The following is a 21,988-nucleotide window of genomic DNA, read 5'->3' on the forward strand; positions in this document are numbered from 1 at the left end:
AAGATCTGGACGGCGATCAGCGCGCGGCGGCGCCTGCGATCCTGTTCGTTCACGGTCGGTGGCCTCCTTCTGGATCCGACTGCGCGGCGGGGGGTTGCGCGGCGGCCAGGCCGGCCGCCGCGATCTCGCGCAGACCTTCGTTGATCGCGCCGTTGCTGCTCAGCGGCGCCAGCACACAGGCTTCGGCGGCCTCCCACTCACCGGCTCCGGCGGCGATGAGATGCGCGGTGGTCACCAGGACCCGGGTGGACGGCGGCTCGAAATGGAAGACCTCGTCGGCTTCGCGGATGGTGCGCGCGCACCGGACCAGCCGGGCGGCGATCTCCGGGTCGACACCCGTTTCCGCGACGATCACCTCGGCTTCGCGCGCGGCGTCCAGATAGTTCATGGCCAGCGTGACGAAGCGCTGCCGGAACGAGGGCTTCAACTCCTTGAGCGAACTGCGGTAGGCCGGGTTGTAGGAGCAGACCAGCATGAACGTCTCCGGTGCCGGCACCACCTCGTCGGCGCGGTCCAGGTACAGCGTCCGGCGATGATCGGTGAGCGAGTGCAGGACGGCCAGTGAATCGTGGCGGGCCTCCACCACCTCGTCGAGATAGCAGATCGCCCCGTTCTTCACGGCGGTGGTGAGCGGCCCGTCCTTCCACACCACATCGCCGCCCGACACCAGGAACCGGCCGACCAGATCGGAACTGGTGAGATCGTCGTGGCAGCTGATGGTCACGACGGGACGGTCCAGCAGGCGGCCCATATGCTCGACGAAGCGGGTTTTGCCGCAGCCCGTGGGCCCGGTGAGCATCACCGGCATCCGCCGCTGGAACGCTCTGCCGAACAATTGGATATCGGGGCCGGTGGCGTAGTAGTCGGTACTCATCCTCACCTCTCGGTGGCTGTTCGTCCTCACCGAACGGTGAGGGATCGCTAGGCGGCGACCAGTTCGCGGTGGACGTGCGCGAGCACCCGGGGTAGTTCCTCCACCCGGCGGATGCGCTGGGAGCGGCGGTCGCCGAAGACCGTGGGTAGCGGGTCGACCCGGACGGGGCCGATGCCCAGGTAGTAGACGGCGACTCCGGCCTCGCCGGCTTCGGTCACGGCGTGCGCGACATCGGCCCAGGCGTAGCGGCCCTCGTACCCCTCGTCGGAGATCAGGCCGTCACCGATCACCAGCAGGAGCCGCCGTTCGGCGGGCCGGGCGAGCAGGCGGGCGGTCAGATGCCGGATGGGTGCGCCGAGGCGGGTGTAGCCGCCGGTCTCCAGGCCGAGGCCGCCCGGGTCGACGAAACGGGGTTCGTCGAAATCCTTCAGGCATCGGACCTCGACCCGGTGCCGGGTGTTGCCGGTGAACACGAAGATGCCGTGGCGTTCCCCGGCCGCGGCCATGGCGTGGGACAGGGCGTCGGCGCAGGCCAGTTCCAGCCGGAAGGCCCGGCCCTGATGGATCCCGAGCGACGAACTGCCGTCCAGCAGCACCGCGGTGGCGACATCGCGGGAATCCGGCATCAGCTCGCGGAACACCCGGGGCTGCGCCGCGGCGCCGGTCATCAGATCGGAGTAGTAGGCGATATAGCGGTCGATATCGAGGTCCGAACCGTCCTCGAGGCCGCCGGTGATCGCCCGGTGGGTGTGCTGGCGGAACCAGCGCCGGACATCCACCGCCGCCGGTGCGGCGGTATGCGCGGGGCGGGGTTGCCTGCGTTCCAGGACCGCGACGTGATCGGGGAGGAACCTGCCGGTCCAGGCGTTCCATTCGGGATAGGGGATCCCCGCACGCCGGTCGGGACGGATCTCGAGGTCCTCGTTCTCCGGCCGGCTCGGCGGCGGCAGATTCGGATTGCGGACGCCGCCTTCACCTCCCACCGGCACGGACATGGCCCGGTAGGAGTCGGTCCGCGGTGACGTCCACGGCATCCGCCCGTACATGCGCCGCGCGGCCAGCGCGACCCGGCCGCGGGCGGGGATCGTCAGAGGCGGGGAGCCCAGGATCGGGTGCGCCGCCGGCGCCCGGCCGGAGCGCGCCGCCGCGACGGCACGGTCGAGGATGCCGAGGCCGTCCAGGTCGGGGTCGGCGAGCTCCAGATCCGGTAGCAGACGCCGCAGTTCCGGCATCAGTCCCGGAAGGTGCGCGGCGACCCAGCCGAGCGCGACTCCGCCTTCGACCAGCGAAACGCTCGCCAGCTCACGGGGTGAGAGCTCGTGCAGGGCGTACCGCGCGATCCGTTCCTTCGAGGGGGCGCATTGCAATGCCACACCGCAGGTCACGGTCCGGCGCGACCACGAGGGCGGCGGCGGATAGGGCACATGCACGACGGTGTGGGTCGCGTTCAGCCCGAAGGCCCGCCGCTCCCCGGTGATCAGCCGGGCCCCGTCGCGCCGGCGCCCGGAGAATGCCACCGCGGTCACCGCGCAACTGCGCTCCAAGGCCCCCGCGGGGGTGGGTTCGCTGATATCCATGGCCGGTCATCCTCGGCGCGGGAGCTCAGAAGGTCCCGATATTGCGCATGACCCAGTACCAGAAGCCGATTACGGCTCCCATGGATCCCCACGCGACGATCAGGCGCACGATGTCCTGCCACATGAGATACCTCCGTTGTGTTGCTGTTGCCCGTCCCGGGGTTCCGGTCGGTGTGCGCGCGTTCATCGGGGCTCCAGACCCCGTAGCGCGGTGAGCACGTAGTTGTCGAGCATCGCGGCCCGTACCGATTTCGAATCACTGGTGGTGGTCAGCAGGGCATACAGCCCGAGCAGGAAGAACACCGCGCTGTGGAACGGATCGACCTCGGAGGCGGCCTCCCCGGCGTCACGGGCGCGGGCGATCTCCTCGACCACCGCCACGATCAGCGGGTGGTCGGTCCATTCGTCGTCCGGCGGGCGGGTCGGGGCGAAGTGCAGGCCCAGGACATCTTTGAAGAGGATCGCGCCGACGCGGCGCTCCACCGACAGCACCAGCCGCACGGCCTTGTTCAGCGCTCCCGGCAGATCGTGCGGGGTGGCGACGAACCGGGCGAATTCCTTGGCGACGCGGGCCTCTTCGCGGCGTTCCAGTTCCAGCAGGACGTGTTCCTTGCTGGGGAAGTGGAAGTAGAAGGTCCCGCGCGCGACACCGGCGGTATCGATGATGGCGCCGACATCGGCCCCCGCGGTACCGGTGCGCTTGAACTCCGCGACGGCGGCGTCGAACACCCGCTTCCGGGTCTCCAATCGCTGGGCTTCCCGGCCCCGTGGTTTCTGCGTCGGCGCGTTCACGGCATCCATGAGACGGCTTTCGCTGAAAAATGTCAATAAAAGATTTCAATGACCATTGTCAGTGAGAGATGTGTTGTACTGATGCGCGGCGGTTTCGGATCACCGCGTGGCGGCGAGGACCGTGGCGGCCACGGCCAGTGCGAAGTAGGCGCCGGGGAAGGCGAGGTTGTAGAACACACGAGCCCGCAGGTGCGTGACGAGGGCGCCCGCGAAGAACAGCACCAGGCCCGCACCCGCGGCGAGGCCCACTCCGCGCATGCCGAGGAGTCCGCACAGCAATCCGAGCGCGCCGGCCGCCTTGAGGGTCGCCAGCCAGGGGATCCAGGTGCGCGGCACACCGACTTCGGCCGAATTGGCCAGGACGAAATCCGCGCGGGTGAAGTCGGCGACGGCCATCCCGGCATTGGCGGCGACGGCGGTGAGGGTGACGACGAGGTAGGCGGTGTGCATCGGCGGGCTGCTCTCGGACGGGTCGGGCGGAGGTCGGACTCCGGGTACGGAATCCACTGTTCTCGGACCCGCTCCTATACACCAATACCTGCATCCATAACCTGATGGAATGGATGTCGACACCCGGTTGCTGCGCTATTTCGCCGCCGTCGCGGAAGAGGGCAACCTGACCCGGGCCGCCGAACGTCTCTACGTCTCGCAGCCCGCGCTGACCAAACAGATCAGGCAGTTGGAGAACCTGCTCGGCGTGCGATTGTTCGATCGGTCGCGCAGCGGTATGGCGCCGACGCCGGCGGGTGTGGCCCTGGCCGCCGAGGCGCCCGCGGTACTCGGCGCCTGGGACCGCGCCCTGCGCGAGACCCGCCGGGAGTCCGGACGTGCCGCGAAGGTCCTGCGGGTGGGATTCCTCGCCAGCGCCGCCAACGAGGCGACCCCGGAGATCATCGCGGAATTCGCTCGCCGCCTGCCCGGCTGGCGGGTGGATATGCGGCAGGCGTCCTGGGGCGATCCGAGCGGTGGTCTGGGCACCGCCGAGGTCGATGTCGCGATAGTGCGGCTGCCGTTCCCCGGTCAGGACGCGCTCCGGGTGCGGGAGCTGTTCACCGAGCCCCGGTGGGTGGCGCTGTCCACGTCACACCCGCTGGCGGCACGCGAAACGATCGACTTCGGTGAGCTGCTCGACGAGGCGTTCGTCGCGGCCCCGGCCGAAACCGGGGCCTGGCGTGACTACTGGCTCGGGGTCGGCGAACGGGCGGGCCGGCCGCCGGTGATCGGTGCGGTGACCGACCGGCCCGACGAATGGCTCGGCGCCATCGCCAACGGTTACGGCGTGGCGCTGGCGCCCGAATCCAGTGCGCGCTTCTATACCCGCCCCGGGATCGTCTACCGGCCGGTGACCGGGGTGGCGCCGAGCCCGGTCGCCGTCGCGTGGCCACCCGGCGCCGAGACGCATCAGGCGGTCGCGGTGTTCGTCGGCTGTTGTCTGGACATCGTTGCCGCCGGGGCGAACCGGCCGGGGCATCCGGCCTGACCTCCCGCCCCGCCGCTCGGTGCGGAAACCGCGCAGGTCAGGCGTCCCACCACGCCGGCACCCAGCGGAACGCGTTACCGGCCGCCGCCACCCGCCCCACGGAGGGGAACGACAGATGCGTGGCGATCAGTGATTCGCCGGTCGACTCCAGTTCCCGGAAGAGGCCGACCCGGACGCGCGCGGCCTCCGCGGGATCGTGCTCGAATCCGTTGAACCAGTCCGGGTGTTCGAACGCGACCGGGAAGACGGCATCGCCGGCGAACGTCAGCCGGTCGCCTCCGGATTCCAGCCGGACCACGCTGTGGCCCGGGGTGTGGCCGCCGGTCCGGCGGACGAGCACCCCCGGCGCGACCTCGTACTCGGTCTCGAACGGCCGCAGGCGGGTGCGGTATTCGTCCAGGAACCGGGTGGCGGCCGATCGCAGCGCGTCCGGTACCCCGGGCGGCATCTCGGTACGGGTGAAGTCCGGCGATTCCCAGAACTCGGCCTCGGCGGCCGCCACATGCACCCGCAGATCCGGTCGCAGCCGGGACCCCAGCCCCTGGTCGAGCAACCCGCCGACGTGGTCCATATGCAGATGTGTGAGGACGACGTCGGTCACCGACGCGGGATCGATCCCGGCCGCCTGCAGTCGCATGGCCAGCAGTCCGGCCCGGGGGAAGTCCGGGAACTCCGTCCCCAGCCCGGCATCGATGAGGATCGTCTGCTCCCCGCTGCGGACCACGACCACGTTGAGCGGCCACGCGAGCAGGTCGTGCGGCAGGAACATCTCGTCGAGCCAGGCGTCCCGGGCGCCGGGAGTGGCATTCGTGGACATGGTCACGGGCGGCAGCGGCAGCACTCCGTCGCTGATGACCAGCACGTCGATCGCGCCGACCCGCAGGGCGTAGCGCGAGGGGGTCGGCTCGTCGGTTTCCGGCGGAATCGGGGGTGCGATGTTCTCCGAACTCACGGTCGTCTCCCTCGGTCGGTGCGATTCGGTCCGGGGCGGGGATGGCGTTTCATGCGGAATGCGGATGTCAGTATCGCCGAGCCGTGTGTGTTCGTCATGCCCGGAACGCGGCGAGTCGCGGGCCTCGGCGGGCCGATATTCCTGCCGTGAGCTGCGATGATGCGTGTTGTGCCAAGTTGGTGCCAAATATGTGCCACAAATTCTTGTGCGTGTGCCATCTGTGTGCCATAGTGGTGCCATGGACTTGAGCAGCTACGTGAGCAACCTCGGACGAGAGTTCGCGACCCTCGCCGAAACCAGCGGTGCGGAGGCTCGCGCCCTGGTCGAACAGCTTTCCGGCTCGCTCGAATCGGCGATCCGGATGACCCTGCTCGAAACGCTGGCGGCCGCCGCCGACGAGATCACCGTGGAGCTGGCGCCCGGATCGGTAGAACTGCGGCTGCGGGGCCGCGATCCGGATTTCGTGGTCACCGCGCCACCGTCCGAGCCGGCCGGTGACACCCCGGCCACCTCCGTCGGCGTGGCGGACGCCGAACCGCTGATCGGCGAGGACGGTCCCGCCGCGCGGATCAATGTCCGCATGCCCGAACAGCTCAAGACCGCGATCGAGGAGGCCGCCGCCGGGGAGGGGCGTTCGGTCAACGCGTGGCTGGTCCGGGCGGCCGCCACCGCCCTGCAGCGCCCCGAGCCCGCATCGCGCCCCGCACCCCGCGGCGCCGGACAGGCCTTCACCGGCTGGGTGCGTTAACCGCCCCGCACCTCTTCACTCCGTTCCCCGACCTGCGGTAACGGCTCACCTACTCATGATGTGGAGACACCCATGCCAAAATACGACACCCCGGAACCGGTTTCGGTCGTCATCGAGCTCGGATTCGGGCATGTGCGGCTCGCCGCGACCGACCGGGCCGACACCGTGGTCGAGGTCCGCCCCACCGACGAATCCGACGATTCGAATGTGAAGGCCGCGGGGCAGGTCCGCGTCGACTACGTCGACGGAGAACTGCGGATCACCGGCCCACGGCGGCGCATCGACTTCTCTCGCAAGTCCCGGTCGGTCGATGTGGATATCGAACTGCCCAGCGGTTCCCGGATCTTCGCCGATCTGCACGCCGGCGATATCCGCGGCACCGGCCGGCTCGGAGAATGCGGGCTCGAAACCTCCGCCGGCCAAATCCGGCTCGACCGCACCGGTCCGCTGCGGGTGAAGACCGCGGCGGGTCATGTCACCGCCGGGGTCGTGGCCGGTGACGCCGAGATCTCCACCGGCTCCGGCAAAGTGCGGCTCGGCGAGGTGCAGGGCGTCGCGGAGGTCAAGAACTCCAACGGCGAGACCGTTATCGGTGCGGTCACCGGCGAGGCGCGGGTGCGCGCGGCGAACGGTGATATCCGTATCGAACGGGCCGGCGCCGATGTCCGCGCGAAATCGTCCAACGGCGGTATCCGGCTCGACGAGGTGGTCCGCGGCTCGGTCGAGATCGAAACCGCCATGGGTGACCTGGAGGTCGGGATCGCCGAGGGCACCGCCGCCTGGGTCTCGGTGAACACGAAATTCGGGTCCGTCCGCAATACCCTCACCGATACCGCCGGGCCCGGGAAATCCGACGAGACCGTCGAGGTGCGCGGCCGCACCTCCTTCGGCGACATCACCATCCAGCGCTCCTGACCCGTATCCGGTCCAGAGAAAAGGAAAATCATGACCAGCCGACCGTCCCCGGCAATCGCCGTCACCGGACTCCGTAAATCCTTCGGAGACAAACTCGTCCTCGACGGCGTCGATCTGACCGTGCCGCGGGGGACCATCTTCTCCCTGCTCGGCGCGAACGGCGCCGGTAAGACCACCACCGTCCAGATCCTGTCCACACTGATCAACGCCGACGACGGCGATATCCGGGTCGCCGGCCACGATGTAGCCCGGGAGCCGGACGCGGTCCGTGCCGCGATCGGTGTCACCGGCCAGTTCTCGGCGGTCGACAATCTGCTCAGCGGCGAGAAGAACCTGCTGCTGATGGCGGATCTGCACCACCTCACCCGCCACCACGCCCGGCAGCGCACCGCCCAGCTGCTCGAACAGTTCGACCTGGTGGAGGCCGCCCGGAAACCGGCCTCCACCTATTCCGGCGGTATGCGGCGGCGTCTCGATCTCGCGATGACCCTCGTCGGCAGCCCGCGGATCATCTTCCTCGACGAGCCGACCACCGGGCTGGACCCGCGCAGCCGGCGCAATATGTGGCAGATCGTCCGCGATCTGGTCGCGGGCGGGGTCACCATCTTCCTCACCACGCAGTACCTGGAGGAGGCCGACGAACTGGCCGACCGGATCGCGGTTCTCGACCACGGCCGCATCGTCGCCGAAGGCACCGCCGACGAATTGAAACGCCGGATTCCCGGCGGGCACGTGCGATTGCGCTTCGCCGAGCAGCAGGGGCTCGACCTGGCCCTGCGCGTTCTGGACCGGGCGACGCGCGACCACGACGCCCTTGCCCTGCGGGTGCCGAGCGACGGCAGTATGCGGTCGCTGAAAACCGCGATCGATCTGCTCGACGAGCGGGCGATCGAGGTCGACGAACTCTCCGTGCACACCCCCGACCTCGACGATGTCTTCCTCGCCCTCACCGGCAAGCCCTCCGACGCGAAAGTGACCACCCGATGACTACTCCCGCTCCCACCGCGCCGCCGCGTTTCCATCCGCTGCGCGATTCGGCCACGATGCTGCGCCGCAACCTCGACCATATGCTGGCGTACCCGTCGTTGACGGTGATGCTGGTCGGGATGCCGGTCGTGTTCCTGCTGCTGTTCGTCTACGTCTTCGGTGGCACCATGGGCGCCGGACTCGGCGGCCCGACCGGCGGGCGCGGCGAATACGTCGATTTCATCGCCCCCGCGATTCTCCTGATGACCATTACCGCCGCCGTCCAGGGGACCATGATCTCGGTGGCCATGGATATGACCGAGGGCATCATCGCCCGCTTCCGCACCATGCATATCGCCCGGGTCTCGGTACTCACCGGACACGTGCTGGGCAGTCTCATCCAGACGATGATCAGCCTGACGCTGGTGCTCGGGGTGGCCGTCCTGGTCGGGTTCCGGCCCGCGGCGAGCCCACTGGACTGGCTGGTCGCGGCCGGGTTCCTGATGGTGGTGACCTTCGCGCTGGTCTGGCTGGCGGTCGCCCTCGGTCAGGCGAGCAAGACCGTGGAATCCGCGAGCAATATCGGAATGCCGCTGCTGCTGCTGCCCTTCCTCGGGTTCGCCCCGCCGGAGTCCATGCCGGCCGGGCTGCGCTGGTTCGCCGAATACCAGCCCTTCACACCCATTATCGAAACCCTGCGCGGCCTGCTGATGGACGAGCCGCTGGAGAACAACCTGTGGATCGCCCTGGCCTGGTGCGCCGTCACCGCCCTCGGCGGGTACCTGTGGTCGAAGAAACTGTTCAACCGTGAGCCCTCGCGGTAACTGCCGTAACCAGCCGTGAAGCGCGTCCCCTGTGGGGTCGCGCTTTTCGGGTGTGTGCGGTGGGGCCGTCCGCCGGAAACTCTCAGAGGGCGTAGCGGCGGACGGTGTCGGGGTGGATGACGAAACGGACCCATTGCTCGGTGAGCATGCCGGCGAGGGTGCCGGCGTGGGCCGGGTCGTCGAGATCCCAGTAGCGGGCGGCGAGGCGGGCGCACAGATCGCCGGCGCCGTCGGGTTCCACCGTGGCGCGGCCGGCGACCGACACCCAGCGTTCGGATTCCCCGGCCGGAGCGGCGACGACGAGCGAGGCGCGGGGGTCCTTGCGCAACTGCCGCACCTTGAGCGAATCCGGTCCGGTGAACAGCTGGAGGGTGCCCTCGGCGGTGACCTCGAACCACACCGGCCGGGGTTGCGGCGGGACCGGCCCGCCGGCCACGGAGAGGAACCCGTGCAGGGGGCGTCGGAGGAATTCCAGATCCGCGGTGGTCAGCGAACCGTTGTCGATGCTCATGAGCCGATTGAACCCGGTGGGCGCCGACGATCCCATACGTAAAACGCCGGGCTTCCTGTGCATTCGTCTACGAGCCGGTCAGGCGCGCAGGAGGGTCACCGGCCTGCCAGCGGGCGAGGTGGTGTCGCTGAACCGGGTGCGCTCGTCGATCGGCGCGGCGGCGGCGCGGCGGTCGAAGATCACCAGGACACCGGTGGGCAGCCCCATCCGGTCGAGGTATCCGTCGAGTTGGGGCAACCCCTCATCCAGTGGGTCCTTGCGGCCGTCACGCCAGACCTTCAGCTCCAGGGCCTCGCGTTGTTCGGCACGTCGGCCGTCGCCGTCGGTGTAGGGCTGCCGGACGAGGAGATCGATCCGGCCGCGGCCGACGCCGTATTCGCGGTCGATATAGCCGCCGCCGTTCACGATACGGTGCAGGAATGCCATGAGCACGAGCTGCGGTGCCACCTCGTGGTAGCCCTGCTCGGCGGTCAGGATTTCGCCGTTGAGTTTCCAGAAGGCGGCGAATTCGGTGAGTAGCCGGGCGAAGTCCAGCCGGCCGTCCGGTAGCCGGAAATCGGCGGGAGCGGCGATCACATTGGCTTCGACGCCGGAGCCCAGTACGCGGAGGATGACTTCGTTGTAGATGGGATTGGCCACCTGTACCGGGTTGGTCCGGGTGATCAGTCCGAGGTCGGACACATACGACCGGGCATCGTCGAACTGCGGATCGCTGTCGAGAGTCAGGCCGGCGATGAGCGGCTCGATGACCTGCTGCACCCGGGGGTCGGTGAGTTTGTCGACCAGGGAGTCCAGATGTGTTGCCCGGGCGACGATCAAGCGCTCCTTGGCGGTATCGACGTGGTCGTCGGTGATCGTGGTTTCCACGCACATCTCGTCGATGATCTCGGCGGCGAGTGCGTTGACGAGCCAGGGTTGACCACGTGTGTAGTGGTAGGCCAAGTCGACGGCCCGGGGAGTGAAGACCTGATCCGTAGCGGCGGTGTGCTGAGAATAGAGTTCCGCGACCTCGGCGTGAGTGAAGTCCGCGAGTCGTAGGGATTTCACCTTGATGTTGAACGGGCTCGCACTGCCCAGCCGGGTCGGATCGCCACCGGCCGCCGCCTTGTAGTCGCGGACGTCGCGCAACCCGCAGAGCGCGATCGAGTGTACGAATCCCTCACCAGCGGTGTACCCGTCGCGTAGCTGTCGAAGTACGCTGACCAGACTCACGCCGCGCAATGCATCGATCTCGTCGAAGAACAACACCAGCGGTCGCGGACACTGTGCGACCCAGGCCGCCAGCGCTGTGCCGAGCATGGCTCCCGGTTCGGCCTCGGGCCAGGGCTCGGGTGGGAGGAGATCGGGAGTGAGGTCCGCGGCCAGTGCGGCGGCACGTATTCGCCCGAGCACCACGCGTTCGGCGGCCGCGATATCGTCACCGAACGGTTCGGCCATCTCGCAGGAGAATCGTAGAGCGACATAGTCGCCCTCGGCGGTCAGCAGTCGCGCGAGGTCCGCCAGACTGGTTGTCTTTCCTGTCTGCCGCGGTGCATGAACGACGAAGTACTGCCCTCGCGCGATGTAGCGGTCGACGTCGGGCAGGCGTTCGATCGCGGGCAGCATGTAGTGCCGGTCCGGCCTGCACGGCCCCGCGGTGTTGAAATACTTCACGACAACCCCCTGCCTGATCGCGGACAGAACCGGTTCGAGGACCGTACGCAGGCAGCTTACGGGTAGGCATCAGGTCGGCCGGTCTAGGTCACCGGGTGACTTCGCCGGGCCAGGATGGACGCCACCCCGGCCGCGGCCGCCTGGACCGAGGCCGCGTGTGCCTCGGGATGGAAGCGGCCGGCGGGGCCGGTCACCGAGATCGCGGCGACGGGGCGGTCGTCGGTGCCGAGGATCGGGGCGGCCACACAGACGATCCCGACCGCGGACTCCTCGTACTCGTAGGCCACGCCGCGTTCGGTGATCTGCGCCAGCTGCGCGCGCAGCAGCCCCGGGCCCACCACGGTGCGCGGGGTACGCCGCACCAGCGGACCGGCCAGGATGCGGTCGACGGTATCGGGACCGGAGTAGGCGAGCAGTGCTTTGCCGATCGCGGTGCAGTACAGCGGCATCCGGCCGCCGATCCGGGAGGGGGAGCGGGCCTGGCGGTGACCACCGATCTTGCTGATATAGACCACTTCGTCGCCGTCGCGCACCCCGAAGTGGACGGTTTCGCGGGTACGGGTGAACAGGTCCTGGAGAAACGGGACGGCGACCTCCAGCAGGGTCCGTTCGGTGGCCGCCCGCATCCCCAGCTCGAACAGTCCGCGGCCGAGCCGGTAACCCTCCGCCGACGAACTCAGCAGCCGGGCCGTCACCAGATCCCGGCACAGGCGGTGCACCGTCGCCTTCGGCAGGCCGGTGCGCCGGGTGAGTTCGGACAGTCCGACGGCCCCGTCCTCGACCTCGAACGACTCCAGGATCAGCAGTGCCCGGCCCAGAACCGACCGCTGATCGAGCTGGTCAACCGGCATCACGGCCTCTTCTCCGAACTGGTCCATTCAGTGGACCAGTTTACTGGTCAGCGCTCTGCCCAGGGTGTGCACTGGGGATTACCCCAACGAAGAGGAGAACGGAGGTCGCGGTGGCCACCACTGTCGACAGCATCAGCGACAGCGGGCCCGGTATCGACGAATCGATCGTCGCCCGGGCAGCGCAACGCCTGATCACCGCCGCGGAGACGCGACGGACCTGCGCGCCGCTGCGCGAGGATTTGATCGGCCCCGACGATGTCGCCACCGCCTACCGGATCCAGGAGCGTTTCAACGCCGCCCGGATCACCCCGGAGGTCACGGTGGTCGGCCGCAAGATCGGCGCCACCTCGCAGGCCGTCCAGCAGCAGCTGGGCGTGGACCAGCCCGATTTCGGGGTGCTGTTCTCCGATATGGCCTACGTCGACGGCGATGTGATCCCGATCGACCGGCTGCTGCAGCCGAAGGCCGAGGCCGAGGTCGCGTTCATCCTGGGCGAGGACCTGGCCGAGGGGTCGCTCGATATCGCGCAGTGCCGGGCGGCCGTCGCCGAAGCGGTGGCCGCGCTCGAGATCGTGGACAGCCGGATCACCGATTGGAACATCTCCTTCGCCGATACCGTCGCCGACAACGCCTCGAGCGGGCTCTACGTACTCGGCACCGAACGCCGCGCCCTCGACGATTTCGACCCGATCGATGTCGTCATGAGTATGCGTATCGACGGCGAAGAGGTGTCCACCGGTAACGGCGCCGCCTGCCTCGGCGACCCCCTCAACGCCCTGTCCTGGCTCGCGCAGCAGGCCCGCACCTTCGGTGAGCCGCTGCGGGCCGGGCAGGTGATCCTCTCCGGCGCGCTCGGCCCGATGCGGCCGCTGCACCCCGGCGCCACCGTCACCGCCGCCATCTCGGGCCTCGGGACGGTCTCGGCTTCCTTCACCACCGCCTCGGAGGTCTCCTGATGAGTGACAACACCACCCGCACCAAGGTCGCGATCATCGGATCCGGCAATATCGGCACCGATCTGATGATCAAGGTGCTGCGGCATTCCCGGTTCCTGGAAATGGGCGCGATGGTCGGCATCGACCCCGAATCCGACGGCCTGGCCCGCGCCGCCCGGATGAAGGTGCCCACCACCCACGAAGGGGTGGAGGGTCTGATCGCGCTGCCGAATTTCGACGAGATCGAGATCGTCTTCGACGCGACCTCGGCGAAAGCGCACGAGCAGAACCACGCCCGGCTCGCGCCGCTGGGCAAACGCCTGATCGACCTGACCCCGGCGGCGATCGGCCCGTTCGTGGTGCCCGCGGTCAATATCGAGGAACATCTCGGCGCGCAGAACGTGAACATGGTGACCTGCGGCGGCCAGGCGACGATTCCGATCGTGGCCGCGGTCTCGCGGATCGTGCCGGTGGCCTACGCCGAGATCGTCGCCTCCATCGCGTCCAAATCGGCCGGACCGGGCACCCGCGCCAATATCGACGAGTTCACCGAGACCACCTCGCACGCCATCGAAACGGTGGGCGGCGCCGAACGCGGTAAGGCGGTGATCATCCTGAATCCGGCGGAGCCGCCGCTGATCATGCGCGATACCGTGTTCTGCCTGGTGAACGCCCCCGACGAGGATTCCCACGACCGGATCAAGGCGTCGGTGGTGAAGATGGTCGAGGATGTGGCCGCCTACGTTCCGGGCTACCGGCTCAAGCAGGAAGTGCAGATCGACGCGATCCCGGCCGACCAGCCGGTGCACACCCTGCTCGCCAAGGACAACGACAAATTCCCGACCCACCGGGTGTCGGTATTCCTCGAAGTCGAGGGCGCGGCCCATTATCTGCCCGCCTACGCCGGCAACCTCGACATCATGACCTCGGCCGGACTGCAGGTCGCCGAGCGGATCGCGCAGAACAGCCAGACCGCGTGAACGCCGCGCCCGATACTCAAGGAGAATCCACGATGACCTCGACCGAAGCGGCGCCGTCGGTTTTCGTCCAGGATGTGACGCTGCGTGACGGTATGCACGCCATCCGGCACCGGATCACCCCGGAGAACGTCGGCAAGATCGTCGCCGCGCTCGACGACGCGGGCGTCGACGCCATCGAGGTCGCCCACGGTGACGGCCTCGCGGGCGGTTCGGTGAATTACGGCCCCGGTTCGCACAGCGACTGGACCTGGCTCGAGGCCGCCGCCGCCAACCTGAAGAACGCCCGGCTCACCAGTCTGCTGCTGCCCGGCGTCGGCACCGCCGAGGATCTGCGGCGCGCGTGGGGGCTCGGGGTGCGGTCGGTGCGGGTCGCGACCCACTGCACCGAGGCCGATGTCGCCGCCCAGCACATCGCGACCGCGCGTGAGATCGGTATGGACGTCTCGGGCTTCCTGATGATGAGCCATATGGCCGAACCGGCGCAGCTGGCCGCGCAGGCCAAGCTGATGGAGAGTTACGGCGCGCATTGCGTGTACGTCACCGATTCGGGTGGCCGCCTGACCATGAACGGTGTGCGCGACCGGCTCCGCGCCTACCGCGATGTGCTCAACCCGGAGACCGAACTCGGTATCCACGCCCACGAGAATCTGTCGCTGTCGGTGGCGAATTCGGTGGTCGCGGTGGAGAACGGGGTCCGGCGCGTGGACGCCTCGCTCGCCGGTCACGGTGCGGGTGCGGGCAATACGCCGATCGAGGCGTTCGTGGCGGTCGCCGATGTGCTCGGCTGGCAGCACGGCTGCGATGTCTTCAAATTGCAGGACGCCGCCGACGATCTGGTCCGGCCGCTGCAGGACCGGCCGGTGCGGGTGGACCGCGAAACCCTCACCCTCGGCTACGCCGGTGTGTACTCGAGCTTCCTGCGGCATGCCGAGGCGGCCAGCGAACGCTACGGAATCGACGTCCGCACCCTGCTCATGGAGGCCGGCCGCCGCCGTCTGGTGGGCGGGCAGGAGGACATGATCGTCGATATCGCGCTGACGATGGTGGCCGAACAGGAGAAGCAGGCCGTCTGAGCGGTTGTTCCCGGTGGGCCGCCGGGGCCGCGGTCGGTGACCGTGTGCTCCGGCGGCCTTCGCGTTTCCGGCAGCGGGGACCGCACGGCCGACCGCGGACTACTCCGAGCCGCCGTGTGCCAGCTGGTGGAAGGCGGGGCGCAGGAGTTCGATGATGCGGTCCGGTGCCGCATCGCCGACCGCGTCCAGGTGCAGTAGCTGACGCCCGATCACCACGCCGAGGGTGAGTGCCCCGATGAGGCCGGCTCGCAGTTCGGCGTCGTCGTCGGCGAGATGCCCGGCCGCCTGCCGCTGGCGTTCGGTTATGGCCGCGCGCACGCTGCCGGCCGACTCCGCATGGGTGAGCATGGCCCGGACGGCCGCCAGGGTCGCGGTATCGGGTTCGCCGCGGATCTTCGCGGCCAGCGATTCGAGGAGTTGTTCGGCCGCCTGTTCCGGTGTGCCGCCGACGGGTTGCTCCGGTTCGGGCACCGCCACCCGCGCGAACAGTTCGTCCTTCGAGCCGAAATACCGCATGACCAGGCTCGGATCGGTATCGGCCGCGGCGGCGACGGCCCGGATCGTGGTGCGTTCGTAGCCGGCCTCGCCGAAGAGGCGGGTGGCCGCTAGTTTCGGACTACAGGCGTTGACCGAATGGGGTGGCTCATGTGGCAGACGATGATCCTGGCCTTCGCGGCCGCGGTGATGGGCGTGAACGCCTTCCCGCATTTCGCCAAAGGGATGATGGGGGAGGAGTTCCCGAACGTCACCGGTAATGCTCCGGTGCGCAACGCGGTCGCGGGCACGCTCGGGTTCGTGATCGCCGGGCTGCTCGGCTGGTGGGCGGACCCCGGCGCGCATCCGTGGCCGGCTTTCGTGGCGGCCTGCGCGGGCGCCTTGGTGATGACCGTCTTCCACGGGTTGCGCGGGGCCTTCTGGCTGAACCGGGTGCTGGGCAAACCCATCCCGGTGCCGGCGTAAAGACCGCGCCCGGGCCCGTAAGGCTCCCGTCAGGAGTCATTCCGGTGGGCTATGCCCGAAATAGCTTGAATTGTGGGCATTTTCGGGTTCACCTGGGCCGACGGCGGTGCGTTCGTCGGCGGGGCGCTGGGCGCGGCCTTCTTCGGGCCACCCGGGGCCATGCTCGGCTCGGCGGCCGGGTCGTTCGCCGGTGGGGCGCTGGGCGACGACAAGGGTGCGGGCGCCGCGTTCGAGGAGGCGCTCGTCGCGGGTATCGGCGCCGCCGGTGGCGCGTGGGCGACGAATCTCGGCGGGAAGCTGCTGAAGGACGGGATCGCCTCGGCGGCGGCGAAAGCCCTCCCGGCGGGGGCGGCGCAACGCGTGGACAAGGTCGCGGCGAAGACGCTGCTGCCCTGGAATCCGCACGGCGGCGGGCCGGTCGCCGCACTCGGCGGCGCCTTCGGCGGATACGAGGTGTCGACGCAGGCGCGGCCGCTCGTCCAGGTCGCCACCACCGATATCGGCAACGGGGGTTGTCCCGCGCAGATGTCGAATCTGCGGATGCCGGCCGGCCTCACCGGCAGCGTCGGCGAACTGTATATCGGGCTGCCCGGATATCTGTGCGAGGTGTGGCGCGGTTTCGGTACCGGGACCAGGAAGGCGCCACCGGCGCCGAAGGTGCCGAAAGAGATGGACGGCGTGGCGGCGAGCGGTATCGCCGACTATCGCGCGAAAGCGCGACGTCTCGACACCGTGATGGCCGGATTCGCGGACCTGGACGCGCGCGCCGTGGCGCTGATCGGCCGTGATTCCGAGCGGATCTCGCGCGAGGGGCGGCTCGCGGTGGGGTCGTTGATCGACACCGTCAACACCCGCGCCGCCGAGACCCCGGCCGAGGGCATATCCGGGGAGATCCACGCGATGGATCTGCTCGACGAGGCATTCGGCCGCGGCAGGGAGATCCTGAGCCAGGCGGTGACCGCGAGCGATCGGGTGGCGGCCGAGGTCGACGATCTGACGAAGGAGCTGAAGGCACTGCGCGACGAGTTCGCGGATTACCGCGAGGAACACGAGCGTGAACACCCGCCGGGCGGGTTACCCGTGCTGCCGCCGGCCCCGGTGTACCCGCCCGCTCCGGGCGCCCCCGCGCCGATGCCTGTTCCGCCGGGGTACGGCACCGCGCCCGCGCCCGGCTCCGCACCCGGGGCGTCCACCACCGAGGCTGCGCCCGGTATCGCGGCGCGGCGTCCCGGTACGGAATTCGAACCGGGAAGCGGGACATCGTCGGGCGCCTCGAACTCGTCGCCGGTTCCCGGTACCGGAGCGGCGGGTCCGGTCGGCGCGCTGCCGACCCCGTGGGCGCAGCGGACCGGAACCCGCTCCGCCGCTGAGCAATCCGATATTCCGCGGGCCTCGGCTCCGGAAGCCGCGTCCGGCGGGGTGGCATCGACGGATCAGGCCACGCGCTGGACGGTCCCGTCCTATGTTCCCGTCGGATGGTCCGGTGGGGGAGTCGCGTCACCGGATCCGGCCGGTCCGCGAACGGCGGGTCCGCAGGTGGCGGGTCCGCAGGTGGCGGGTCCGCAGGTGGCGGGTCCGCAGGTGGCCGGTTCGCAGGTGGCCGCTCCCGCCGGCCGCACCCCGTGGACGGATCTCGCGGCCGTGACCGCGCGCTCGGAGCACGGGGTGCTCTGGGCCCCCGGCCGGGTCCCGCCGGGAAACCGTGCCGGAGATTCCGGAGCACGGCCTGAGACCGCGGAGGCCCTGGATGCCCCGGTCGAGTCGCCGCCCTACGAATTCGAACCGGAGCTGTCGCCGGTTGTCTCCGTCGCCCCACGGTGACGGCCACCGGAATCGGCTACAGCTCGCGCGACCAGTTCTGGCCGACGAGGTCCTGTCCGAAACTGTGGTGTCGGTTCTCGTCGACCAACCGGAACCCCTGGGACCGGTAGATCCGCCGAGCCGAACCCAGCACGCTGTTGGTCCACAGGGTGATGCGCCGGTAACCGGCCGTGCGGGCGAAGTCCAGGCAGGTCGTCACCAGGCGCTCACCCAGGCCGTGGCCGCGCGCCTTCGGATGCACCAGCAGGATGCGCAGTTTCGCGGTCTCGTCGTCTTCGCGCACACAGAAGACGCATCCGACCCGTTCGCCGTCGAGGGTGGCGATCCAGCCCGCGTCCCGATCGGGGACCGAGTTCTTCGCATAGTCGGCGACGATCCCCGCGACGAGGGCCTCGAACTCGGTGTTCCAGCCGAACTCGGTCGCGTAGAGCTCACCGTGTGCCTGGATCACCCAGCCCAGATCGCCGGGTCGGCCGATCGGCCGGATCTCCGGTCGTGCCCCGGTGGCAGCGTATGCCTCGGTCATTCGTCTCCTCCTCGTTCGGCATCATCGCCACCCGTTTCACCGGCCCGACTGAAACGAGCGTTTCAGTGATGTCAGAATGCTCCTATGACGGACCCCGGCGCAAATCCCTCGGCTCGGCGCACCGAACTACTGGACGCCGCCTACCGGTATGCGCTCGACCACGGGCTCGCGGAGTTGTCGTTGCGGCCGCTGGCCAAGGAGATCGGGTCCAGCCCGCGGGTGCTGCTGTACCTGTTCGGAAGTAAGGACGGGCTGGTCCGGGAGCTGCTCGGCCGTGCACGGACCGAAGAGCTCGCGCTGCTCGGGGAACTCGGCGCCGGCGACCCGGCCGGGGATACCGACCGGCTACCGGTGGTCGCCGGGCAACTGTGGACCTGGCTCGCCGATCCCCGGCACCGGCCGCTGCTCACCCTGTGGCTGGAGGGTTACACGCGGTCGCTGGTGGAGCCGCGGGGTTCGTGGGCGGGGTTCGCGCGCGCGACGGTCACCGACTGGCTGGCGCTGCTGGCCTCGGCCCAGCCGGCGCGCATCCGCGATACCGAGGCGGGACAGGCCGAACGCACCCGTGTGCTGGCCCTGCTGCGGGGTGCGCTGATCGATCTGCTGGCCACCGGCGAGGCCGAACGGGTCGGCGCGGCGGTTCGCCGCGACCTCGCCGGTTCGCCGGCCGGGCCCGGCGTGCCTGAATGAATCGGTCTCGATTCCCCGGTTCGCCGGTTATGCGTCGCCGCTCAGCGCGGGCCGAGGAAGAGGGTCTGGGTGCTGCGGCCCAGCGGGCCCTTCTCGTCGAAGAGTTCCGATTCGGCCAGTCCGATGCCGTGCGGCTGCGGGTGGGTCACCGCGTCGAGGCAGACCCATTCCCCGGCCGGTTGCCGGTGCAGCGTGACGGTCAGATCCGTGTTGATGAACAGGTAGCGGTTCCAATCCAGGACCGAGCTCACGCCGTTGCCGGAGTCGGCGGCCGCCAGGGTGCGTTCCAGCGGGCTCGGGGTGGTGCCCGCGACGATCGGGTAGCGCAGCCGGATCCAGCAGATCGCGGGTCCGGGTGCGGCGAAGGTGCCCGAGACGAAGCGGTATTCGATACCGGTGTGGAAGCCCACCGGCTGGGCCGAGGGGAACGGTTCCGGGTCGGGCGCGTGATCCGGTCCGGGGCGTGCGCCGGTCGGCAGGAACTGCTCGGGTAGTTCCAGTTCCGGGTCGGCGAGTTTGAATCGCCACGCGTTCGCCCGCATCACCGGGCCGCGGTCGGTGGAGAGGGTGGCCTCGATCATCTCGACGCTGCGCCCGGGGCGCACCAGCCGGGCCTCGGCGGTGAGCGGAGCGAGTGGCACCGGGCCCAGGATCTCCACCGCGACCCGGCCGACCTGGAAACCCGGTCGCGGTTCGCAGCGTTCGATCACGTGGCCGAGCAGCGCGGACGGGGGACCGGCGTGCTGGGCGTCCGGTGACCACGGGCCGCGGGTCAGTTCGGTGGATTCGAACCGTCGCGGGTCCGCCGGATCGGGCAGGTAGAAGGCCTCGTGCACGTCGGTGTCCGTTTCTTCCGGTCGGCGCTCGCCGTCTGATGGGGACTGTGACACGACCGTACCGATGTCTCACCCGGGTCCGGTGGGCGGTGTCCCGGTCCGGATGGAAAGTGTGGAGTGAGCTGGCGTACATGCTTGCATACAAGCTTGTATCTATGGTCTACAGTGGCGGGGTGCGTAAATCATCGGATGACTCGGCTGCCGGTACGAGCGCGGCCGAGCGGGCCTACGCGCTCACCAAGGAACTGGTTCTCTCGGGCGAGTTGCCGGGCGGTCACCTCTTCAGCGAGACCGAGATCGCCGGCCGGTTGGGTCTGAGCCGGACGCCGGTGCGGGAGGCGTTCGTCCGGCTGCAGGCCGAGGAACTGCTGACCCTGGTGCCCAAACGCGGCGCGATCGTCGCGCCGGTACCGACCGGTGAGGCCGAGGATGTGCTCGACGCCCGCGAAGCGGTGGAAACCGCCGCCGTGCGCCGGCTGCTGCGCACCCCGGAACGTATCCCGGCCGCGGTCGCGGAGTTGCGCGCGGCGCTCGAGGTCCAGCGCGACCGCGCCGCCGGTGACGATCTGCACGCCTTCGCCGAGGCCGACGAACGTTTCCATCGCACCCTGGTGGAGGCCGGCGGCAACGCGCTGCTCATCCGCTTCTATACGAGCCTGGCCGACCGGCAGCGCCGGATGAATGTCGCCGCGCTGGGGCCGGTGCCCGGCCATATCCCCGTCATCCTGCGCGAGCACGCCGCACTGATCGAGATCATCGAATCGGGCGACGCCGCCACTTTCGCCACCGCGCTACGGGCGCACCTGGACGGGACGCACCGGCGATGAGAAACGGTTCCTGGCACGCGGCGGTTGCCGCGATCTTCGTCTGCGCCTGGGGCGGTAACCAGTTCACGCCGCTGTTGGTGATGTACCGCGACGCCGGCTATTCGCCGCTCGTGGTGAACGTGCTGCTCGGTGCGTATGTGCTCGGACTGGTACCCGGTCTGCTGACCGCCGGGGCGCTGGCCGCCCGGTTCGGCAGGCGGCCGGTCGCGGTCGCCGGTGTGGTCGCCTCCCTGCTCGCCAGTCTGCTGCTGGCGGGCGGCGCGGCCGGTATCGGCTGGATCGCCGCGGGGCGGTTGGTCACCGGGTTCGGGGTCGCCGTGGCGATGGCGGTGGGCACGACCTGGGTCACCGAACTCTCCGTCCGGGCCGGCGCGCCCGCGGCCACCGGGGCCCGGCGAGCCGCACTGTGGATGACCCTCGGGTTCGTCTTCGGGGCCGGTGTGGCGGGTGTGCTGGCGCAGTGGGGCCCGGCGCCGATGGTGCTGCCCTACCTCGTGCACGGGGCGCTGGCCTGCGCGCTGCTGCCGATGGTGTGGCGGGCGCCGGAGACCGGTGGCGCCGGAATCCGCGCCGGTCACGGCTTCTCGGGACTGCGGCATCCGCGGTTCCGGCGGGTGATCCTGCCGATGGCGCCGTGGATCTTCGGCTCGGCGGGCGTGGCCTACGCGATCATGCCGCAACTCGTCGGCGACCGGGTCGGTGAATGGGGTCTGCTCTACGCGACCGCGATCACCGTCGCCACCCTGGCCGTCGGTGTGCTCGTGCAGCCGTTCGCCAAACGGCTGGACCGGACCACCAGCGCGCGGGCGGTCGTGGTGTCCATGACGCTGGTGCCCGCCGGGCTCGGCGTGAGTATTCTCGCCGCCGCCGTGCGCTCGCCGGTACTCGCGTTCGCCGCCGCGCTGTCGCTGGGATGCGGCTACGGTATCGCGCTGGTCTCCGGTCTCCTCGAACTCCAGCGCCTCGCCGATCCCGCCGAATTGGCCGCGCTGACCGGCGCCTACTACGCCCTGGCCTACCTCGGCTTCCTGCTGCCGTCGCTGCTCAGCCTGCTCGAGCCGCTGGCCGGATATCCGGTGCTGCTCGGCGGCCTGGTCGTGGTCGCGTCGACCGGCACCGCGGTGATCGCCCGGCATTCCCGTTCGCATCTGCCGGTCGCCGAGCGAGCCGGCCGGGAACTCGTCGGCGCCGGATAGC

23 protein-coding genes and 1 pseudogene are annotated in these 21,988 nt (G+C 69.6%); 13 read left to right on the forward strand and 11 right to left on the reverse strand.

The window, feature by feature from the left end; all coding sequences use genetic code 11:
* Positions 1-49: 49 nt before the first annotated feature.
* The 4 genes from ACZ6SF_RS17120 to ACZ6SF_RS17135 form a co-directional block, all read right to left on the reverse strand.
* The gene (locus ACZ6SF_RS17120) at positions 50-874 is read right to left on the reverse strand and encodes an AAA family ATPase (protein WP_466063104.1); all 825 of its coding nucleotides are present in this window, start codon (positions 872-874) and stop codon (positions 50-52) included.
* Positions 875-921: 47 nt separating this feature from the next.
* Positions 922-2,451, reverse strand: coding sequence for a nitric oxide reductase activation protein NorD (locus ACZ6SF_RS17125; RefSeq protein WP_466063105.1), 1,530 nt, complete (start codon positions 2,449-2,451; stop codon positions 922-924).
* Positions 2,452-2,634: 183 nt separating this feature from the next.
* A complete protein-coding gene (locus ACZ6SF_RS17130) occupies positions 2,635-3,243 on the reverse strand; it encodes a TetR family transcriptional regulator (protein ID WP_466063106.1) in 609 nt (202 codons plus the stop codon).
* 99 nt (positions 3,244-3,342) lie between these two features.
* Positions 3,343-3,693, reverse strand: a complete 351-nt coding sequence (locus tag ACZ6SF_RS17135) for a DoxX family protein (protein ID WP_466063107.1) — start codon at positions 3,691-3,693, stop codon at positions 3,343-3,345.
* A 109-nt stretch (positions 3,694-3,802) separates the two neighbouring features.
* On the opposite strand from ACZ6SF_RS17135, the gene ACZ6SF_RS17140 reads away from it, so the two are divergent.
* A complete protein-coding gene (locus ACZ6SF_RS17140; protein WP_466063108.1) occupies positions 3,803-4,723 on the forward strand; it encodes a LysR family transcriptional regulator in 921 nt (306 codons plus the stop codon).
* A 37-nt stretch (positions 4,724-4,760) separates the two neighbouring features.
* Here the strand turns inward: ACZ6SF_RS17140 and ACZ6SF_RS17145 are convergent, their stop codons facing one another.
* A complete protein-coding gene (locus ACZ6SF_RS17145) occupies positions 4,761-5,675 on the reverse strand; it encodes an MBL fold metallo-hydrolase (protein ID WP_466063109.1) in 915 nt (304 codons plus the stop codon).
* 238 nt (positions 5,676-5,913) lie between these two features.
* Between ACZ6SF_RS17145 and ACZ6SF_RS17150 the strand changes: the two genes are divergently transcribed.
* From ACZ6SF_RS17150 to ACZ6SF_RS17165, 4 genes are all read left to right on the forward strand, one after another.
* On the forward strand, positions 5,914-6,423 hold the full coding sequence (locus ACZ6SF_RS17150) for an Arc family DNA-binding protein (protein WP_466063110.1): 510 nt from the start codon (positions 5,914-5,916) through the stop codon (positions 6,421-6,423).
* A 72-nt stretch (positions 6,424-6,495) separates the two neighbouring features.
* The gene (locus ACZ6SF_RS17155) at positions 6,496-7,338 is read left to right on the forward strand and encodes a DUF4097 family beta strand repeat-containing protein (RefSeq protein WP_466063111.1); all 843 of its coding nucleotides are present in this window, start codon (positions 6,496-6,498) and stop codon (positions 7,336-7,338) included.
* Between the two features lie 30 nt (positions 7,339-7,368).
* Complete coding sequence (locus tag ACZ6SF_RS17160) at positions 7,369-8,325, forward strand: ATP-binding cassette domain-containing protein (protein WP_466063112.1); 957 nt, start codon at positions 7,369-7,371, stop codon at positions 8,323-8,325.
* Positions 8,322-9,128: an ABC transporter permease gene (locus ACZ6SF_RS17165; RefSeq protein ID WP_466063113.1), complete on the forward strand. Its 807-nt coding sequence runs from the start codon at positions 8,322-8,324 to the stop codon at positions 9,126-9,128. The genes ACZ6SF_RS17160 and ACZ6SF_RS17165 overlap by 4 nt, the downstream gene beginning before the upstream one ends.
* An 82-nt stretch (positions 9,129-9,210) precedes the next feature.
* Here the strand turns inward: ACZ6SF_RS17165 and ACZ6SF_RS17170 are convergent, their stop codons facing one another.
* The 3 genes from ACZ6SF_RS17170 to ACZ6SF_RS17180 form a co-directional block, all read right to left on the reverse strand.
* A complete protein-coding gene (locus tag ACZ6SF_RS17170) occupies positions 9,211-9,639 on the reverse strand; it encodes a pyridoxamine 5'-phosphate oxidase family protein (protein ID WP_466063114.1) in 429 nt (142 codons plus the stop codon).
* A gap of 78 nt (positions 9,640-9,717) precedes the next feature.
* Positions 9,718-11,292 carry an ATP-binding protein gene (locus ACZ6SF_RS17175; protein WP_466063115.1) on the reverse strand — a complete coding sequence of 525 codons (1,575 nt, stop codon included), beginning with the start codon at positions 11,290-11,292 and terminating at the stop codon, positions 9,718-9,720.
* 83 nt (positions 11,293-11,375) lie between these two features.
* Entirely contained in the window at positions 11,376-12,170 is a 795-nt protein-coding gene (locus tag ACZ6SF_RS17180; protein WP_466063116.1) for an IclR family transcriptional regulator, read from the reverse strand.
* An 83-nt stretch (positions 12,171-12,253) separates the two neighbouring features.
* On the opposite strand from ACZ6SF_RS17180, the gene ACZ6SF_RS17185 reads away from it, so the two are divergent.
* From ACZ6SF_RS17185 to dmpG, 3 genes are read left to right on the forward strand one after another with little or no spacing between them, the layout of a single operon-like run.
* Entirely contained in the window at positions 12,254-13,099 is an 846-nt protein-coding gene (locus ACZ6SF_RS17185; RefSeq protein WP_466063117.1) for a 2-keto-4-pentenoate hydratase, read from the forward strand.
* Complete coding sequence (locus ACZ6SF_RS17190) at positions 13,099-14,058, forward strand: acetaldehyde dehydrogenase (acetylating) (protein ID WP_466063118.1); 960 nt, start codon at positions 13,099-13,101, stop codon at positions 14,056-14,058. Before ACZ6SF_RS17185 ends, ACZ6SF_RS17190 begins: the two co-directional genes overlap by 1 nt.
* 32 nt (positions 14,059-14,090) lie before the next feature.
* Positions 14,091-15,131: a 4-hydroxy-2-oxovalerate aldolase gene (dmpG, locus tag ACZ6SF_RS17195; protein WP_466063119.1), complete on the forward strand. Its 1,041-nt coding sequence runs from the start codon at positions 14,091-14,093 to the stop codon at positions 15,129-15,131.
* A 99-nt stretch (positions 15,132-15,230) separates the two neighbouring features.
* Here dmpG and ACZ6SF_RS17200 read toward each other — a convergent pair whose 3' ends face one another.
* Positions 15,231-15,839: a TetR/AcrR family transcriptional regulator gene (locus tag ACZ6SF_RS17200; RefSeq protein ID WP_466063120.1), complete on the reverse strand. Its 609-nt coding sequence runs from the start codon at positions 15,837-15,839 to the stop codon at positions 15,231-15,233.
* On the opposite strand from ACZ6SF_RS17200, the gene ACZ6SF_RS17205 reads away from it, so the two are divergent.
* Both ACZ6SF_RS17205 and ACZ6SF_RS17210 read left to right on the forward strand, forming a co-directional pair.
* The gene (locus ACZ6SF_RS17205) at positions 15,765-16,091 is read left to right on the forward strand and encodes a hypothetical protein (protein WP_466063642.1); all 327 of its coding nucleotides are present in this window, start codon (positions 15,765-15,767) and stop codon (positions 16,089-16,091) included. The genes ACZ6SF_RS17200 and ACZ6SF_RS17205 overlap by 75 nt on opposite strands.
* 72 nt (positions 16,092-16,163) lie before the next feature.
* Positions 16,164-17,912 (forward strand): hypothetical protein, encoded by a 1,749-nt coding sequence (locus ACZ6SF_RS17210; RefSeq protein ID WP_466063121.1) that lies wholly within the window; start codon positions 16,164-16,166, stop codon positions 17,910-17,912.
* 16 nt (positions 17,913-17,928) lie between these two features.
* On the opposite strand, the pseudogene ACZ6SF_RS17215 reads toward ACZ6SF_RS17210, so the two are convergent.
* Positions 17,929-18,444, reverse strand: a pseudogene (locus ACZ6SF_RS17215) (GNAT family N-acetyltransferase); the annotation flags it as partial.
* Positions 18,445-18,522: 78 nt separating this feature from the next.
* Between ACZ6SF_RS17215 and ACZ6SF_RS17220 the strand changes: the two are divergent.
* Positions 18,523-19,128, forward strand: coding sequence for a TetR family transcriptional regulator (locus tag ACZ6SF_RS17220; protein ID WP_466063122.1), 606 nt, complete (start codon positions 18,523-18,525; stop codon positions 19,126-19,128).
* Between the two features lie 41 nt (positions 19,129-19,169).
* On the opposite strand, the gene ACZ6SF_RS17225 is transcribed toward ACZ6SF_RS17220, so the two are convergent.
* Positions 19,170-19,964 (reverse strand): thioesterase family protein, encoded by a 795-nt coding sequence (locus ACZ6SF_RS17225; protein ID WP_466063123.1) that lies wholly within the window; start codon positions 19,962-19,964, stop codon positions 19,170-19,172.
* A 173-nt stretch (positions 19,965-20,137) separates the two neighbouring features.
* On the opposite strand from ACZ6SF_RS17225, the gene ACZ6SF_RS17230 reads away from it, so the two are divergent.
* Together ACZ6SF_RS17230 and ACZ6SF_RS17235 are read left to right on the forward strand one after the other, a co-directional pair.
* The gene (locus ACZ6SF_RS17230; RefSeq protein ID WP_466063124.1) at positions 20,138-20,791 is read left to right on the forward strand and encodes a GntR family transcriptional regulator; all 654 of its coding nucleotides are present in this window, start codon (positions 20,138-20,140) and stop codon (positions 20,789-20,791) included.
* Positions 20,788-21,987: an MFS transporter gene (locus tag ACZ6SF_RS17235; RefSeq protein WP_466063125.1), complete on the forward strand. Its 1,200-nt coding sequence runs from the start codon at positions 20,788-20,790 to the stop codon at positions 21,985-21,987. Before ACZ6SF_RS17230 ends, ACZ6SF_RS17235 begins: the two co-directional genes overlap by 4 nt.
* Position 21,988 lies beyond the last annotated feature (1 nt).

The sequence above is a fragment of the Nocardia sp. NPDC049935 genome (assembly GCF_055586645.1).

Excerpts from the sequence above, each read along its gene's own strand:
- ACZ6SF_RS17165 (WP_466063113.1), top strand. The coding sequence starts at position 8,322 with ATGACTACTCCCGCTCCCACCGCGCCGCCGCGTTTCCATCCGCTGCGC.
- ACZ6SF_RS17200 (WP_466063120.1), bottom strand. The coding sequence starts at position 15,839 with ATGCGGGAAGGCGTTCACGCCCATCACCGCGGCCGCGAAGGCCAGGAT.
- ACZ6SF_RS17190 (WP_466063118.1), top strand. The coding sequence starts at position 13,099 with ATGAGTGACAACACCACCCGCACCAAGGTCGCGATCATCGGATCCGGC.
- ACZ6SF_RS17125 (WP_466063105.1), bottom strand. The coding sequence starts at position 2,451 with ATGGATATCAGCGAACCCACCCCCGCGGGGGCCTTGGAGCGCAGTTGC.
- ACZ6SF_RS17170 (WP_466063114.1), bottom strand. The coding sequence starts at position 9,639 with ATGAGCATCGACAACGGTTCGCTGACCACCGCGGATCTGGAATTCCTC.
- ACZ6SF_RS17140 (WP_466063108.1), top strand. The coding sequence starts at position 3,803 with ATGGATGTCGACACCCGGTTGCTGCGCTATTTCGCCGCCGTCGCGGAA.
- ACZ6SF_RS17150 (WP_466063110.1), top strand. The coding sequence starts at position 5,914 with ATGGACTTGAGCAGCTACGTGAGCAACCTCGGACGAGAGTTCGCGACC.
- ACZ6SF_RS17220 (WP_466063122.1), top strand. The coding sequence starts at position 18,523 with ATGACGGACCCCGGCGCAAATCCCTCGGCTCGGCGCACCGAACTACTG.
- ACZ6SF_RS17155 (WP_466063111.1), top strand. The coding sequence starts at position 6,496 with ATGCCAAAATACGACACCCCGGAACCGGTTTCGGTCGTCATCGAGCTC.
- ACZ6SF_RS17160 (WP_466063112.1), top strand. The coding sequence starts at position 7,369 with ATGACCAGCCGACCGTCCCCGGCAATCGCCGTCACCGGACTCCGTAAA.
- ACZ6SF_RS17135 (WP_466063107.1), bottom strand. The coding sequence starts at position 3,693 with ATGCACACCGCCTACCTCGTCGTCACCCTCACCGCCGTCGCCGCCAAT.
- dmpG (WP_466063119.1), top strand. The coding sequence starts at position 14,091 with ATGACCTCGACCGAAGCGGCGCCGTCGGTTTTCGTCCAGGATGTGACG.
- ACZ6SF_RS17205 (WP_466063642.1), top strand. The coding sequence starts at position 15,765 with ATGGGGTGGCTCATGTGGCAGACGATGATCCTGGCCTTCGCGGCCGCG.
- ACZ6SF_RS17120 (WP_466063104.1), bottom strand. The coding sequence starts at position 874 with ATGAGTACCGACTACTACGCCACCGGCCCCGATATCCAATTGTTCGGC.
- ACZ6SF_RS17235 (WP_466063125.1), top strand. The coding sequence starts at position 20,788 with ATGAGAAACGGTTCCTGGCACGCGGCGGTTGCCGCGATCTTCGTCTGC.
- ACZ6SF_RS17180 (WP_466063116.1), bottom strand. The coding sequence starts at position 12,170 with ATGGACCAGTTCGGAGAAGAGGCCGTGATGCCGGTTGACCAGCTCGAT.